We start from the raw sequence: 15,016 nt of genomic DNA on the forward strand, positions 1-15,016 counted from the left end.
TTGCCAATCGGAGGATCACCATGGCTGTTGATATGAATATGCAAATCTTGATCGTCGACGATTATAAGACGATGCTGCGTATTATCCGCAACCTGCTTAAGCAGTTGGGTTTTAACAATGTTGATGAAGCCACAGATGGAAGTGACGCATTGGCCAAGCTTCGTTCTAAGGATTATGGACTCGTAATTTCCGATTGGAATATGGAGCCTATGACAGGTATTCAATTGCTTCGCGAAGTGCGTGCCGATGAGAAGATGCGCGATTTACCATTCATCATGATTACTGCTGAAAGTAAGACTGAAAATGTGATTGCAGCGAAAGAAGCCGGCGTGTCTAACTATATCGTGAAGCCGTTTAACGCAGCGACATTAAAAACAAAACTAACAAGTGTGATTGGCAACTTCTAAGTTTTACTTAGATTTACTTGTAAGTTATAAAAGATTGAAGGCGTATATGTAAAAATATACGCCTTTTTCTTTAGCTATTCTTGCTTTTTCCTTTTTGCTTAACGCGAAACTGTGTATGATTCTTAACTGGATATTTAGATTTTGTAGAAGTTAAGGCACAGTTGAATAATGGCAGGTGCACCTAAAGTTAAAGGAAAGGATATGGGGCCAATCATGTTTTTGAGCCTCTTCTTGCTATTACTTGCCTTTTTTATACTCCTAAATACATTATCTACCTTTGAAGAAGCCAAAGCGCGTAAGGTGATTAAGTCTGTTACCTCTACCTTCAAAACTGAGCTTATCAATGAAACCAAAGCGCAGATCATGATTTCTACAGTTGGTCCGGTACCAGAAGCAAATCGTGTTATTAACGATGTAGAAAAGCTTTGGGTTACGGCTGTCCCAATTGCTGAAGTAGAAACACTGAGAGATGGTTCTGTTATGCAGATGACGGTTCCCACACGTGAAATTTTTGTTGTCGGTGAAATTGCATTGCGGGCGGATCGTCTTGATCTTATCAGAGATACTGCAGCAATATTGGAAAAACCTTTTGAAGGCAATGTGTTGGAACTTCAATTTATGCTTGGCGTGGATTCTTTAGAACGATTGAAAACCACCTTGCCGAAAATTGTTGGGACTGAGGTAGACGAAACGGTAAACCCCGAAGAAATAAATTTGGATGAACCAGACGAAGATAATCGATCACTGGCATTCGCTCGAACTGGTGTTGTTGCTCAACAATTGATTACTGAAGGTGCACCAAAATCCGGTATTTCTATTGGCTTGATGCATGGAGATCCTAAAGTGGCTAGAATGCGCTTTTATGTACATCCAGAAAGTAGCGCATTTAATACATTTACGGATGAAGTTATTGATCAAACTTCTGCTCCTTTGATTCCAAATCCTTCAAACGTACAGTCGCCTGTTATTGGGGGCAGTGCACAATGATAGACTTTAAAGGGCATGATCAAGGTAAGGATGATAGCGGTGTCGAAAAAGCGCCAGCTTGGTTATTAAGCTTTGCCGATGTGAGTGCGTTATTACTTGCTTTCTTTGTCATGCTTTTCTCCATGTCCACGTTGAAAACTGAAGAATATGAAAAGATTATTTCAAAGATTACTGTTAAAGAAAAACAGGAAGACCCCGTCCGAGATTTAGCTCCGATTGCAAGTGAATCTATTCAGATGGCAGCAGTACTTCCTGCTGAAGCCCCAGAATATCTTGAGCGTATCTTAGCTGAAGCAATTGAAAGTGATCCCGTTTTAGAAAAAGCTAGAATTACACTGTTAAACGGCCGTATTATTATGTCCTTACCCGCGGAAGAATTGTTTTTGCCCGGTAGTGCAATTATTAGCTCACGTGCGACCGCTGCGCTATTTAATCTATCAGGTGTTATGTCTCAATTTGGTAATCAAGTTGTGGTTGCTGGACATACTGACCCGACCCCCACACGGGCAGATATATATCCATCAAACTGGGAACTGTCATTGGCGAGGGCGCTTTCTGTTGCGTCATATTTGAAAGATGTTGGGTATCAGCAGGAATTAACAATTATGGGACATGCGGATAGCCAATATGAATATTTAAATCAATCTATTCCAGAAGACCGTCGAAAAAAGCTTGCGCGGCGGGTGGACTTGGTTATTTATCCAGAGGCAGGAAGTTAATGGATTTTTCTGTAATATATTGTAAGTTATGACTGATTCGTTAGTTTCGTTTGGGGAATAGATGTCAGGTACGTTCAAAAAGATATTGCGTAACACGGTTTTACCGCTCGCTTTTTCTGCGCATTTTGTTGGTGGAAGTATGTCTGCTGCATCTGCGCAAGAAGTTGTGGGGTTAAGAGCATGGGCGCATACTGATTTTGGCCGCCTTGTATTTGACTGGCCTTCTAATGTGAATGTAACTACTGCGATTCAAGGGCAAACATTGGTTTTGTCCTTCTCGAAGCCCTTTGACGCTTCTTTGGCGCCAGTGGCGGAGCATTTATCAGGCTATCTTGGTCAAGGAAGTTTCTCTTCTGATAAATTGCGTCTGTCCTTCCCTTTGAGGCAAAGCTTAGCTGTTAGCCATTTTAAAAACGGCCAATCTATTGTTGTTGATCTAAAGCCTGCAACCCCAACATCCTCACAAGTAGCGGAAAATTCAGGGAATACCACATCTATCCGCGTGCGAGTTGGTGAACATGACAATTTTACACGTTTGGTATTTGATTGGCCGAATAATGTTACTTATAATGCTGATCTGACCGCTGGGCAGTTGGTTCTGTCTTTTGCCGCGGAAGCTGGGCTGAATCTTGCTCAACTTAGAGAACAATTACCTGACGGCTTCTCTGATTTAACATCTTCTAGTTCAAATGGAGGAACTCGTTTTGCTTTAACTGCACCAGCAGATACGGGGTTGAGGCATTTCAAATCAGGTAATAAGGTTGTTGTGGATTTGGTAAAGGGAGCTGGACAACCAGCAAGGTCTGCTCCAGAAACAGCTCCTGCACAGGTGCAGGCTGAGACTGAAGAACCTAACAATCAATCACCTGAAGTGTCCGTGCCCGATCCCGTTGAATCAGAAACAGTAGAGCTCCCTCCCGTGACGCCTGCACCAACAACAAGTGTGACACAAGCAGAAGTTAATGAGGTAGGAGAAGTCCAGGGAGAGCTGGACACCGCTCAGATTCAAAAAGAAGATGAAGCTCTGGCGAAAGCCGAAGCTGAAGGTTCTGTAACTTTATTGCGTCCAGATCAGGCGGAACTAGCTGCGCGTCTAGCTGAAAAGAAAAGGCAGGAAGCTCAAAAGCAATCTGGTCCTGCACCAGTTACTTTGTTATTCCCGTGGTCTGAAAATGTCGGCGCTGCGGTCTTTCGTCGTGGCGAAAATGTATGGATTGTTTTTGATAAACGAGCACCGGTTGATTTGGCTCCCCTACGCCAGCAAGGACAACCACTAATCACTCGTGTCGAGCAATTACCTGTTGGTGGCGCGACTGTTTTCAGACTAAAAACTCTTCCTGGTATTAATCCGATTGTTCAAAAAGAAGGTTTTGATTGGTTGCTTGAATTCCGTCAGGGACCAATTTTACCGAGTATCCAAGCCACCATTCAGGCGGATGTGGATGGAGATATCGGCCCACATTTGAATTTCCCGTCTGATGAACCGGGTGTTTTAATTAATCTTCCGGATCCAGATATCGGAGATGTTTTACGGATCGCTACAATTAAAGAGCCTGGTATTGGGGTTCAGGGGCAACGAGCTTATCCTGAATTTACTCTTTTAGCTTCTGCACAGGGCGTTGTTGTGGAGATGTTAGGTGATGAAGTTTTCTTTGATCGAGAATTGGATGGTTTCCGTTTGTATAGTACTGAAGGGTTACATATCTCAGCGATTTCTCCCGAAGCACCTGTTGCAGATATTTCTCAACTCTCTTCAAAGCGATTGTTTGATTTCGAAGAATGGTTGCGCGGTGGACCTGATAAGTATCAAAAGGATCGACAAGAATTAATAACGACAGTTCAAGATACAGACCCTGTCGACAAAAATGATGCGCGTTTTAAGCTTGCTGAATTTTATCTTGCTCATGGACGAGGCCCTGAAGCAAAAGGGGTGTTAGAAGTTATTGCACTAAATGATCAAACGATTGAGACACGTCCTGACTATCGCGCTATGTTGGGCGCCGCACATTTCTTGAATTGGGACTATGATTCAGCACGCCAAACTTTAAATGACCCGAGACTGGATGGATTTTCAGAGGCGTCAATATGGCGTGGGGCAACGCTTGCGGAATTAGGTGAGTGGAAGCAAGCTGTTGATTATTTTAAAGCTGGTGACTCTCTTCTTTTACGGTATCCTTATCCGTTGAAAGCCACTTTAGCCATGTTGCGCATAGAAGCAGCTTTGGCGACCCGGGATTTGCGCTCCGCAGAAAACTGGTTAGATGAACTTGATAAAGGCAGGGACAAATTAAGTCGTGGTCAACTTGCTGCCTTGCGTTACCATCAAGCGCGCATTGCGTTAACCAAAAATAATTTGGATCAAGCTCATGATATATGGAAAGACTTGGCTGCTGGCCCTGATCAATTTAATGCGGTGCGATCGCAATATGCTTTAGTTAATCATGGATTGAAGCAAGAAACACTCTCATTGGATGAAGCCATCGATATATTGGATAAATTGCGTTATCGTTGGCGTGGTGATAGTTTTGAGCTGGCGGTTTTACGCAGACTTTCTGAGCTTCATTTCGAGAATTTGGATTATAGAAATGGTCTTAATATTATGAAGACCGTTGTGACATATTATCCGGAAACACCAATCGGTAAAGAAATGGCCGAGGAAATGGTGAATATATTCAAGCGTCTATATTTAGAGGGGGACGCGGATCTATTGCCACCTCTTAAAGCATTGGCAATTTACGATGAATTCCGTGAGCTGACGCCTTCTGGTCCAGATGGGGACGAGATGATTGAAAAATTAGCAGATCGGTTGATTGCTGTTGATTTGTTGAATCGCGCAGCAGCCCTACTGGATCATCAGGTTAGGTTCCGTTTGCAAGGGGAAAATCGAGCTCGTGTCGGTGCTAAATTGGCTTTAGTTCATTTAATTGATGGTCAGGCAGAAGATGCTATTCGGGCATTGAATGCGTCGCAAAGCCCTCAACTCAACGAAGATTTAGAAGGGGACAGACGTCGTTTGCGTGCGAAAGCTGCTTTTGAATTGGGGGATTTACCAGAAGCAATCAAATTGCTTGCAGGGGATGTGTCAAAAGAAGCCGATATGTTGCGTCGGGATATGTTCTGGGCCGAAGAAAATTGGTCAGAGGTTTCGCGTGTTTTGCAAAGTTTAGCCGGGAATCCTCCGGACGAGGCAGAGCTTGGTCTTGATGACGAGAAAGCTGGTTACGTATTAAATTGGGCTGTTGCTCTGCGGTTGAACGAGGACGAAGATGGTTTGGCATTGCTCAATGAGTTATACGGGCCAGCGATGCAATTTAGTGCGTTAGCAAATGCTTATAACTTTATTGCGACGTCTGTAAATTCAGAACGCCCTGAAAAGCTGCAAGATATGATCAGGCAACTGGCAAATAGTGATATGTTTAACGCGTTTGTGAACAACTATCGTGATAAGTTGTTAAGTCAGGATGATGATGAATATAGGCCAGAAGATGAAGCGCCTCTTTCAGAAGTAGAGACGCCAGCATAATGATAATTATCATGCCCCACAATTTACTATGTGGTTTTTTTTATGGGATAAAGCTTTGAACCAGGCTTCCTACAACAAGATACCAGCCATCAACCAAGACAAAGAAAATCAGTTTGAATGGAAGCGAAACCATGACCGGAGGGAGCATCATCATACCCATTGACATGAGGACTGATGCGACAACCATATCAATGACCAAAAATGGCACAAATAATAAGAAACCAATTTCAAACGCACGTTTTAATTCGGAGATCATAAATGCCGGTATGAGTGCGCGTAACGGAATATCTTTTGGGTCCTCTACTGCCTCAAATTTGCCTATATCCATAAAAAGCTGAAGATCTTGCTCTCTTACGTGACGTCGCATGAAGTCATGAAATGGCGCTACTGTTCTGGTAAATGCATCCTCTTCTGTAATTTGTTCTTCGATAAGTGGTGCAATCCCATTATCGTAAGCTTCTTCCAAGGCGGGTTGCATAATAAACAATGTCATAAACAAGGCGAGGCTAACTAATACCATATTAGGTGGTGTACCTTGCGTTCCCAATGCTGTCCTGAGTAGGGAAAGTACAATAACAAGACGTGTAAAGCTTGTAACCATAATCATAAGGGATGGCGCTAATGATAGCACCGTGATCATGGCGATTAGCTGTACAAAACGTCCGGTAACGGAGCCACCTTCGCCAATGTCGATATTTACGGACTGGGCTAGTGCTGTTCCATGGAAAAGGGCTGTAAGTGCAAATGTAAACAAACTTGCAGCTAAACTAAATGTCAATGCACTTTTCACTAAAGCAGTTTTATCTGTTTTACTTGCTTTCGGCGAGAACGAGGTTTTTACAATTTTTCCAATACTCATGTCTCTGTGGCCTTAATTTCAGGGCGTCTAAATACCTTTGCAGAATCTGTATCTGCAATTGAAATATCTTTTTCTACAAGGACCGCGGTTTCTTGTCCGATTACCAAAACATGCTCCACATCATCACGTCTAACAATCATCATGCGCTGTTTTGGGCCAACAGGTAAGCTTTCAATTATTTGTAGGCGCCGTTTGGTAAGGGGGGTGTGTTGAAAACCCCATCCTTTTCCATATTTTCTGGCAAGGAATAAGGCGAGCAGAATTAGAGATAAAACAAAGATCAGTGCGACAATCATTCGAAGAAAATCTGCGTACCCGATCACGCTATCCATGCTTATCTGTCCGTCTCTTATAAAACTGTAATTTCAATGTTATTCTGGTGAAGTAACTTGTTCTGATGTTTGTTCATCATCGCTTTCCCGTAAACGACGAGCAATTTCCCCCATCTCCCAAGATAACTGGGATAATTCATCACGTAGTAAGTTCATTAATGGTTTGAGCTCTATTGAATCCTCATCAGGTAAAGCGAGCACATCTGAAGAAAGTTGTGCTAATAACGCAGGATAACTCTCAAGAGCAGGAACCTCTCCTTTAGTCATACCAATTCGGCTTGCTTCAATTTCGTCAAGCATATCATGAATTTTTTGTTCAACTTCAGCGCGTGACATCTGGTCACTCCAATCCCTATTCAAGAACGTATAAAAAACCTTTACCCAAACTATGAACTGATTCTTTATATATGAAAAGTGATAGTTTGGGTTGGAAAGTCTTTATGAACTTGGAATTTTAATGCCATTTTGTTCGTAAATAAACCGTAAGATTTCAGCAACCGCGATGAAGGCTTCTAATGGAATTTCATCCCCTACATCACTGGCTGTTAGGAGTGCTAATAAATCGGGATCTTTATGGATTGGAATATCCGTTTCTTTGGCGAGGGCTATTATCTGCTCAGCAAGTTCACCTTGAGCTGAGGCAAGGATGGTTGGGGCGCCTTCCTTGTCTAACGGATCGTATCCAAGTGCAACTGCTGATGAGGCCTCTTCTTCTAGAGGTTGTTTATCATTGCTGATTGAACCGGTATTATTTTGCCGTTTTGATAGTTTCATAATGTTAACCTTCGTTGTTTGGATAGTAGCATATCTTTGTAAAAAGGGAAGAATTTAAAAGTTGGCATTACTTTTGCTTTTGTAATCCCGAGAGAAACTGAGAGATCAGTCCTAATCCAAAATGTGAGAGTGATGGTGGGATTGAAACTAGGAGAGAGAAAATGACAATCGCGTCTTCTGCATTGGGTGGTATGATGAAAGAACGTTTGAACTGGAGTGTTCAACGTCAATCTTTGATCGCTGAAAATATCGCCAATGCCAATACCCCTGAATATGCTGCTAAAGATTTGAAAGCATTAACTTTCAAAGAAACTTTGAGCGAGAAAAAAGTAGGTTTGAAGATGACGCATGAAGCGCATTTCAATACACCAAATGGCAGTGTTGGGGATTATGACGCGAAGGCCAGTAAGTCTGGATATGAGATTTCTCCTGATGGGAACCGTGTGGTTTTAGAAGAGCAGATGATGAAGATGAACCGTACAAACGGTATGCATGCAACAGCAACCAATCTTTTGAAAAAATACAACACAATGTACCGCATTGCCCTTAAAGGGCAGTAAGTGGCTAGGTAAGGAGAGAGATTATGAATGATTTAGCTAATTCCTTTTTTATTGCTGGCGCAGGTATGCGAGTGCAAGGTGCGCGTCTACGTGTGATTTCTGAAAACTTGGCAAATAAAGACTCAACAGCTCAGACCCCTGGTGGGGATCCATATCGTCGCAAAACGATTACATTTAAAAATGAGTTGGATAAAGCTCTTGGTGCAGATTTGGTGACGGTTAACAAAATTGGTGAAGATATGTCAGACTTTAGTTTGGAATATGATCCAGGCCATCCGGCAGCAAATGAAGATGGATATTACAAACGCCCTAATATCAACGGTTTAATTGAAATGATGGATATGCGCGAAGCGCAACGTTCTTATGAGGCGAATTTAAGTGTGATCCGAGCGACAAAAACGATGGTGAATAATACGATTAACCTATTGAAATAAAGGTTAGAGTAAGGTAAAATAAGTTATGTAGTGATGGAAGTAGTCGGCTTGGCTGGTGAAATAGGGGTGAGAGCCTACCCATTATCTATTTGGAAACTTGCCATAGGAGAGAGTGATGGCAAATATCTCTGCAGCACAAGCGGCAGCCGCTTATCGTACCAATGCTTTGAAGACCATCAATGATGCGTCTGCCATGAAGCCTAGTGACTTATCTGGTTCCAATGAAACAGGTAGTGATTTTTTGGGTATGGTTAAAGGTGCTGCGGAAACTGCAATCGACGCTAACCGACATGCTGAGCAAGTTTCTAAAGATGCGATGACCGGAAAAGCGGATTTGACTGATGTTGTGACAGCAGTAGCCTCCGCTGAGCAAACATTACAGACCGTTGTGACTGTGCGCGACAAAGTGATTAGTGCCTATCAAGAAATTTTAAAAATGCCAATCTAGGCATTTCTTACCTACTAAAATCTGCAGGAAAAATTATAGGATTGGTGAAGCTTTAAATGACAGAACAGGAAGTTCTTGATTTTGCCCGCGAGGCGATTTTCCTTCTGTTGAAGCTTGGTTTGCCAGTTATGTTGATTGGGCTTGCGGTTGGCTTGGTCGTTGCGATTTTTCAATCACTGACCCAAATCCAAGAAATGGGTCTTACATTTGTTCCCAAAATTGTTACTGTATTTTTGGCTTTACTAGTACTCTTGCCATGGATGTTGCAGTTACTGCAGGATTTTATGGCTGCTGTTGGTCATAGAATAATCGGCATTGGTTAACAGGTCGCTATCTTTTACTAGCATTAAGCAGTAAGAATCTGCTAATTCAATTTCATGTATGATATTTTGGTTCCTCAAGAATTTTTTGCTTATGCGTTGGTATTTGCACGAATTGGTGCTGTGCTGATGCAAATGCCGGCAATTGGGGAGACTTATATTAGTCCGCGTATTCGATTAATGTTTGGTATGATGTTAACACTGGTTGTGACGCCTGTTGTAAGAGATGGTTTACCAACGATGCCGGATAGCGTTCTGTTGATACTTCTTTTATTGCTCGCTGAAATACTAATTGGAGTATTTATTGGTAGCATTATGAGGATTGTACTTTTGACAATGGCCACCACCGGTGCTGTGATGTCTTTTGTATCAGGTTTTGCTGCCGCACAGGCTTTTAACCCGATGTTGCAAGGCCAAGGTGCTTTGCATACTGTGGTGCTTACCCTGACAGCTACAGCCGTAATATTAGCTACGGATACACATCATCTTTTAATTATGGCAACAGTAGATAGTTACCAATTATTTATTCCTGGCGATGTGCCGATACTTGAAGATTTCTCACAGACTATCGCACGTACGGTCGCTCGGAGCTTTGTTATCGGTGTGCAATTTGCGTCGCCCTTTTTATTGGGGGCGATCATTTATAACTCCTTACTTGGTTTGTTAGCGCGTTTGATGCCTAATTTGCAGATATTTTTTGTCGCTATGCCGTTGCAGATTTTATTAGGAATTATCCTTTTTGCGTTGGTTCTCTCTTCGGTTATACTTTGGTTTATGCGTTATTTTACAGAAACAATCGCCCCTTTTGTTGTAGTGAGTTAAAATGTCATGGCTGATGGTGATGATGGTGAAAAGTCGGAAGAGCCCACCGCGCGCAAACTTCAAAAGGCGCGAGAAAAGGGGACTGTGGCAAATAGTAAAGAGTTAACTACATGGTTAATGTTGTTAGGGGTTGCTCTTATAATTGGTGCATCTGGACCTTATGTAGCTGGCGCGATCCGTGATAAGTTGGTGGTTTTTATTGCTCAGGCACATCAAGTTCCCTTTCATAGTACCGATCTTAAAGATTTTCTATTTGATATAGTTGGCAGTGTTTTACTTATTGTTATCTGGCCAATTCTTGGATTTTTAATCTTGGCTGTGATGGGTAACGTTGGTCAATTTGGGCTCATGATTTCAGTTGAAAGTATTAAGCCAAAGTTGAGTAAGCTTGATCCTATTAAAGGGGCTAAAAAATATTTTAATGCCAAACAACTCGTTGAATTTGTCAAAAATATTGTGAAGCTGGTTGTTATTGGTTCTGCTGGTGTGATCACCTTGATTCCGGATTTAGGAGTGTTACAAGCTATGCCTGGGATCGATGTGGCCTTCTTGCCGCAGGAAATTTATATTCTACTTTTAAAAGTCATGTCCGTTGTTCTTTTGATTTTATTTGTGATTGCGATTGGTGATTTAGTTTTCCAGCGGTATCAACATAAAAAACAACTTCGAATGACAAAACAAGAAGTGAAAGAGGAATTCAAAAACATCGAGGGTGATCCGCAGGTAAAAGGCCGTATTCGTCAAATTCGTATGCAACGTGCTGCTGAACGAATGATGCAGGCAGTGCCACAGGCGGATGTTGTGGTAACCAATCCGACGCATTTTGCAATTGCATTAGCTTATGATCAAGATTCGATGGATGCGCCAAAAGTTTTGGCAAAGGGACAAGACATCATTGCGGCTCGCATTCGTGAAATTGCCGAAGAAAATGAAATTCCGATGGTAGAAAATCCACCTCTAGCTCGTGCTTTATATGCAACGGCAGAAGTAGATGAATACATACCGGAAGAGCATTATAAACCAGTGGCAGAAGTAATTTCCTACGTTTATAACTTGCGTTCACGCGGTAAGACAAAGGGGCGAATGGGAAAAGCTGAACAAGCGAGATTATAATGAGGCGCCTCTTATCGAAAGCTGAAAATATGCGGCCAATCAAGCATTCTTTTTGGCATGACTTAGTAGCGTTGGTAGGAGTCATTTTCTTATGTCTAGCGGTTGCATTTCTCTTATATCAGGAAAATACAAATAGTTCTGTAATATTCGTTTTAATTGCAGCTCTTTTTCTGGGGAGCATCTTTTTCTTGATTAAGCTCCGACGTGTGACGCGTGAGCTAGCACGTACTCAATGCGAGTTACTTCTGCATAACAAACAAGAAGAATTCTTTGAATTCTCTTTTGCATTGGAAAATGCAAATGGACAGCTTGAATTTGCAAATGAACGGTTTAGAAAGTTATTTTTCTCTAAAGCCAAAATGCCAATGAATGGCACTCCAAAATATGGGCATCGACCGTTAGAGTTGCTTGAAACGGGTAGTTTATATGATCTTGAACTTAACTCGGTAAAGGTTGAGACGCTCAAAAAGATATTAGATGTTGATGGTGAATTAGAGTTCTTATTTCAATTTCCTAAGCAGCCCAATACTGCAAGATTAAGAATATATGTTTCCCCTTTCGATGATCGAGGAACCCTAATTTGGTCTTGTTTGCCGGAAACAAAAGAATCTAAGGAGTATCATCGTTCTCGAAAACGATTAAATTTCCTTAATGAGTTTATGGAAAATGCACCTTTTGGTCTTTTTAGTTGCGATCAAAATTTCATTCTACAGGAAGTAAATCCTAGTGCCCAAGAGGCTTTGGGGAAGGCTTATTCTAGAGGTGAAAGCTTTATAGATGCATTTCATATAGAAGATCAGGAGAAGTTGCAGAATTATCTGAAACAATTTTTTGGAGATGAGAATGTCCCCGCACATAGTATCGATGTGCGTATGAAAAACAGTATGGAAACTGTTTTTTCTGTGAATGTATTACGTTCGGGACCCCGTCAGAAAGCTGATGCGGAATTGCTTGTAAGTATGACTGATATTACAGAAAGAATGCGTCTAGAAAGTCAGTTCACCCAATCACAAAAAATGCAAGCTGTCGGCCAATTAGCTGGAGGTGTCGCACATGATTTTAACAATATGCTGACAGCCATTATTGGTTTTTGTGATTTATTACTTCTACGTCATCGTCCTGGGGATGCATCTTTTGTGGATACGATGCAAATTAAACAAAATGCCAATCGTGCAGCAGGCTTGGTACGACAGTTATTGGCCTTCTCCAGACGTGAGAAAGTTGAACCTAGAAATTTAAATATCGTTGATATCTTCTCCGAAATATCTTCGCTCCTGAACCGACTTATTGGTGATAATATTGAATTGGATGTTTTGCATGGTCGAGACTTAGGGCGAGTAAAATTTGATCATGTACAGTTTGAGCAAATGATTATTAATCTAGCTGTAAATGCCAGAGATGCGATGCCTCAGGGAGGGCGTCTTTCAATTCAAACGGATCAATTTATAAGCAAAAAGCCTTATCCGATACGTGATGAAATAATGCCTGCTGGAGAATATGTTAGTATTAGTGTTACGGATACTGGAACTGGAATAACCAAGGAAAATCTCAATAAGATTTTTGATCCCTTTTTCACAACTAAGGATGTCGGTGAAGGAACTGGTCTCGGTTTATCTATGGTCTTTGGCGCAGTACGGCAGTCGAAAGGGTATATCTATGTACATAGTTTGGGCGAAAATAGAGGAACAACCTTTGTTATTTATTTACCAAAGATAGATGTATCAGAAGAGGAATTGGATGACGCTCTTTCAGAAGATATTACCGAGCAGGATAATACGGGGGGCGGGTCTATTTTATTGGTAGAAGATGAAGATGCTGTGCGTTTGTTCGCGGCACGGGCATTACGTTCAAAAGGGTACCGTGTGACAGAAGCACGTTCTGGTGAAGTTGCCCTTACTTTATTGGAAGAGCGAGAAGAAAAGTTTGACTTGCTTGTAACTGATATGATGATGCCAAAAGTGAGCGGAGTTGAAGTCATTCATGCAACACGCCAACAATTTCCCGAAATTCCGGTTATTTGTATATCTGGTTATACCAGAGAGACCGTCGCAGCAGACTTATCCAATTTATCACATATCTATTTTCTACCTAAACCATTCAGCTTGAAGCAATTGGCCACACGGGTAAAGGAGGCTGTCGATTCGGTTGAAACAGCGGATGATGATTACAAGAATTTACCTCTTGGATAAAAAAGAACAGATTCTTATTTGGAATCTTTAATGAGAACATCCAGTAAATAATCTGCATTATTAACGAGAACATATTTCTATAATATTGAAAAATAATGATATTTAATGAGAATAAAAAAAGAACTTGCTTAATGAGAACATTTGCGGCACATTGCGTTTAGATGAAGCCCGTTGCAACAGGGGAAAGCCTATGAGAAAAGGGAATGAAGCAATGTCGCAACCGCAATTACGTTTAGTGGATAAAGATACTATGGATAAGCAAAAAGCATTAGAAGCTGCGCTGAGTCAGATTGAGCGCTCTTTTGGTAAAGGTTCCGTGATGAAATTGGGCCAGCAGCAACATTTGGATGTTGAGGCAATTTCTACAGGCTCCCTCGGGTTGGATATCGCATTAGGGATTGGTGGCCTTCCTAAAGGACGTATCATTGAGGTTTTCGGTCCTGAAAGTTCGGGTAAGACAACATTGGCGTTACATTGTGTTGCGGAAGCTCAAAAAGCTGGTGGTACTTGTGCTTTTGTTGATGCGGAACATGCGCTGGATCCTGCTTATGCAAAGAAACTGGGTGTTGATGTTGATGAGTTATTAATCTCTCAACCTGATGCAGGTGAGCAAGCGCTGGAAATTGCGGACACGTTGGTGCGTTCTGGTGCGATTGATGTCTTGGTCGTTGATTCCGTTGCTGCATTGGTGCCGCGTGCAGAATTAGAAGGGGAGATGGGGGATACCCATGTTGGTCTCCAAGCGCGTTTGATGTCTCAAGCGCTTCGTAAATTAACAGGGTCCATTAATCGTTCCAATTGTATGGTGATCTTCATCAACCAGATTCGTATGAAAATTGGTGTGATGTTTGGTAATCCTGAAACCACAACAGGTGGTAATGCGTTGAAATTCTATGCATCCGTACGTTTGGATATTCGTCGTATTGGTCAGGTCAAAGATCGTGATGATGTGACAGGTAACCAGACAAGGGTTAAAGTCGTTAAAAACAAAGTGGCACCGCCATTCCGGGTGGTTGAATTTGACATCATGTATGGAGAAGGTATCTCGAAAATGGGGGAAATTCTCGATCTTGGTGTGAATGCAGGTATCGTTGATAAATCTGGTGCTTGGTTCTCCTATAATGGACAACGTATAGGCCAAGGTCGTGAAAATGCGAAAAATTTCTTGCGTGAGAACATGGAAATGACCAACGAGATTGAGCATAAAGTACGTGAGAATGCAGGTATTCTAGACAGTGCGATGTTGGAAGGGCCATCTGATTCAGAGAAAGCAGATGCAAACTTGAACCCGGATGATGATCCAACAAAATAAATCAAGTATGATCTAACAAAGTTTTAAGCCCTGTATGTGAAAACTGCAGGGCTTTTTCTTTGAGTGATATAGATACGGTCGTTTGTTAAAGCTTACAAATTTGTCATAGTTTAAAAAAAAATGTTTTTTAGGCGTTGATTGAGATCGAAAAGTGTCTTTTTTCTTGCTTGTCCGCGCTAGATCAGTATCAAACTACTTAACCAATTTACTAGGCAAA

At 41.7% G+C, this 15,016-nt stretch carries 16 protein-coding genes; 12 read left to right on the plus strand and 4 right to left on the minus strand.

Going from position 1 to position 15,016, the window contains the following annotated elements; all coding sequences use genetic code 11:
- Positions 1–20 precede the first annotated feature (20 nt).
- The 4 genes from E1160_RS15710 (at position 21) to E1160_RS15725 (ending at position 5,636) form a co-directional block, all read left to right on the plus strand.
- Positions 21–407, plus strand: a complete 387-nt coding sequence (locus E1160_RS15710; protein WP_155156921.1) for a response regulator — start codon at positions 21–23, stop codon at positions 405–407.
- Between the two features lie 168 nt (positions 408–575).
- Positions 576–1,394 (plus strand): hypothetical protein, encoded by an 819-nt coding sequence (locus E1160_RS15715; RefSeq protein ID WP_155156923.1) that lies wholly within the window; start codon positions 576–578, stop codon positions 1,392–1,394.
- Positions 1,391–2,113 carry an OmpA/MotB family protein gene (locus E1160_RS15720; protein ID WP_155156925.1) on the plus strand — a complete coding sequence of 241 codons (723 nt, stop codon included), beginning with the start codon at positions 1,391–1,393 and terminating at the stop codon, positions 2,111–2,113. The genes E1160_RS15715 and E1160_RS15720 overlap by 4 nt, the downstream gene beginning before the upstream one ends.
- A 61-nt stretch (positions 2,114–2,174) precedes the next feature.
- Positions 2,175–5,636: an AMIN domain-containing protein gene (locus E1160_RS15725; RefSeq protein WP_155156927.1), complete on the plus strand. Its 3,462-nt coding sequence runs from the start codon at positions 2,175–2,177 to the stop codon at positions 5,634–5,636.
- Positions 5,637–5,676: 40 nt separating this feature from the next.
- On the opposite strand, the gene fliP is transcribed toward E1160_RS15725, so the two are convergent.
- From fliP to E1160_RS15745, 4 genes are all read right to left on the minus strand, one after another.
- Positions 5,677–6,414 carry a flagellar type III secretion system pore protein FliP gene (gene fliP / locus E1160_RS15730; protein WP_235914185.1) on the minus strand — a complete coding sequence of 246 codons (738 nt, stop codon included), beginning with the start codon at positions 6,412–6,414 and terminating at the stop codon, positions 5,677–5,679.
- A gap of 77 nt (positions 6,415–6,491) precedes the next feature.
- A complete protein-coding gene (locus tag E1160_RS15735; RefSeq protein WP_155156931.1) occupies positions 6,492–6,827 on the minus strand; it encodes a flagellar biosynthetic protein FliO in 336 nt (111 codons plus the stop codon).
- Positions 6,828–6,866: 39 nt separating this feature from the next.
- Positions 6,867–7,163 (minus strand): hypothetical protein, encoded by a 297-nt coding sequence (locus tag E1160_RS15740; RefSeq protein WP_155156933.1) that lies wholly within the window; start codon positions 7,161–7,163, stop codon positions 6,867–6,869.
- A 102-nt stretch (positions 7,164–7,265) separates the two neighbouring features.
- Positions 7,266–7,601, minus strand: a complete 336-nt coding sequence (locus E1160_RS15745; RefSeq protein ID WP_155156935.1) for an EscU/YscU/HrcU family type III secretion system export apparatus switch protein — start codon at positions 7,599–7,601, stop codon at positions 7,266–7,268.
- Positions 7,602–7,762: 161 nt separating this feature from the next.
- On the opposite strand from E1160_RS15745, the gene flgB reads away from it, so the two are divergent.
- From flgB to recA, 8 genes are all read left to right on the plus strand, one after another.
- Positions 7,763–8,161, plus strand: coding sequence for a flagellar basal body rod protein FlgB (gene flgB, locus E1160_RS15750; RefSeq protein ID WP_155156938.1), 399 nt, complete (start codon positions 7,763–7,765; stop codon positions 8,159–8,161).
- Positions 8,162–8,184: 23 nt separating this feature from the next.
- Positions 8,185–8,595 carry a flagellar basal body rod protein FlgC gene (flgC, locus tag E1160_RS15755; RefSeq protein ID WP_155156940.1) on the plus strand — a complete coding sequence of 137 codons (411 nt, stop codon included), beginning with the start codon at positions 8,185–8,187 and terminating at the stop codon, positions 8,593–8,595.
- A 115-nt stretch (positions 8,596–8,710) separates the two neighbouring features.
- Positions 8,711–9,043 carry a flagellar hook-basal body complex protein FliE gene (locus E1160_RS15760; RefSeq protein ID WP_155156942.1) on the plus strand — a complete coding sequence of 111 codons (333 nt, stop codon included), beginning with the start codon at positions 8,711–8,713 and terminating at the stop codon, positions 9,041–9,043.
- Between the two features lie 56 nt (positions 9,044–9,099).
- A complete protein-coding gene (gene fliQ, locus E1160_RS15765) occupies positions 9,100–9,366 on the plus strand; it encodes a flagellar biosynthesis protein FliQ (RefSeq protein WP_155156944.1) in 267 nt (88 codons plus the stop codon).
- A gap of 54 nt (positions 9,367–9,420) precedes the next feature.
- Positions 9,421–10,185 carry a flagellar biosynthetic protein FliR gene (locus tag E1160_RS15770; protein ID WP_155156946.1) on the plus strand — a complete coding sequence of 255 codons (765 nt, stop codon included), beginning with the start codon at positions 9,421–9,423 and terminating at the stop codon, positions 10,183–10,185.
- Between the two features lie 6 nt (positions 10,186–10,191).
- Entirely contained in the window at positions 10,192–11,298 is a 1,107-nt protein-coding gene (gene flhB, locus E1160_RS15775) for a flagellar biosynthesis protein FlhB (protein ID WP_155156948.1), read from the plus strand.
- Positions 11,299–11,486: 188 nt separating this feature from the next.
- Complete coding sequence (locus E1160_RS15780; protein WP_218048951.1) at positions 11,487–13,487, plus strand: response regulator; 2,001 nt, start codon at positions 11,487–11,489, stop codon at positions 13,485–13,487.
- A 211-nt stretch (positions 13,488–13,698) separates the two neighbouring features.
- Positions 13,699–14,799: a recombinase RecA gene (gene recA / locus E1160_RS15785; protein WP_155156952.1), complete on the plus strand. Its 1,101-nt coding sequence runs from the start codon at positions 13,699–13,701 to the stop codon at positions 14,797–14,799.
- Positions 14,800–15,016: the final 217 nt, after the last annotated feature.

It is taken from the genome of Curvivirga aplysinae (genome assembly GCF_009711445.1).
Classification (GTDB): domain Bacteria; phylum Pseudomonadota; class Alphaproteobacteria; order UBA8366; family Aestuariispiraceae; genus Curvivirga; species Curvivirga aplysinae.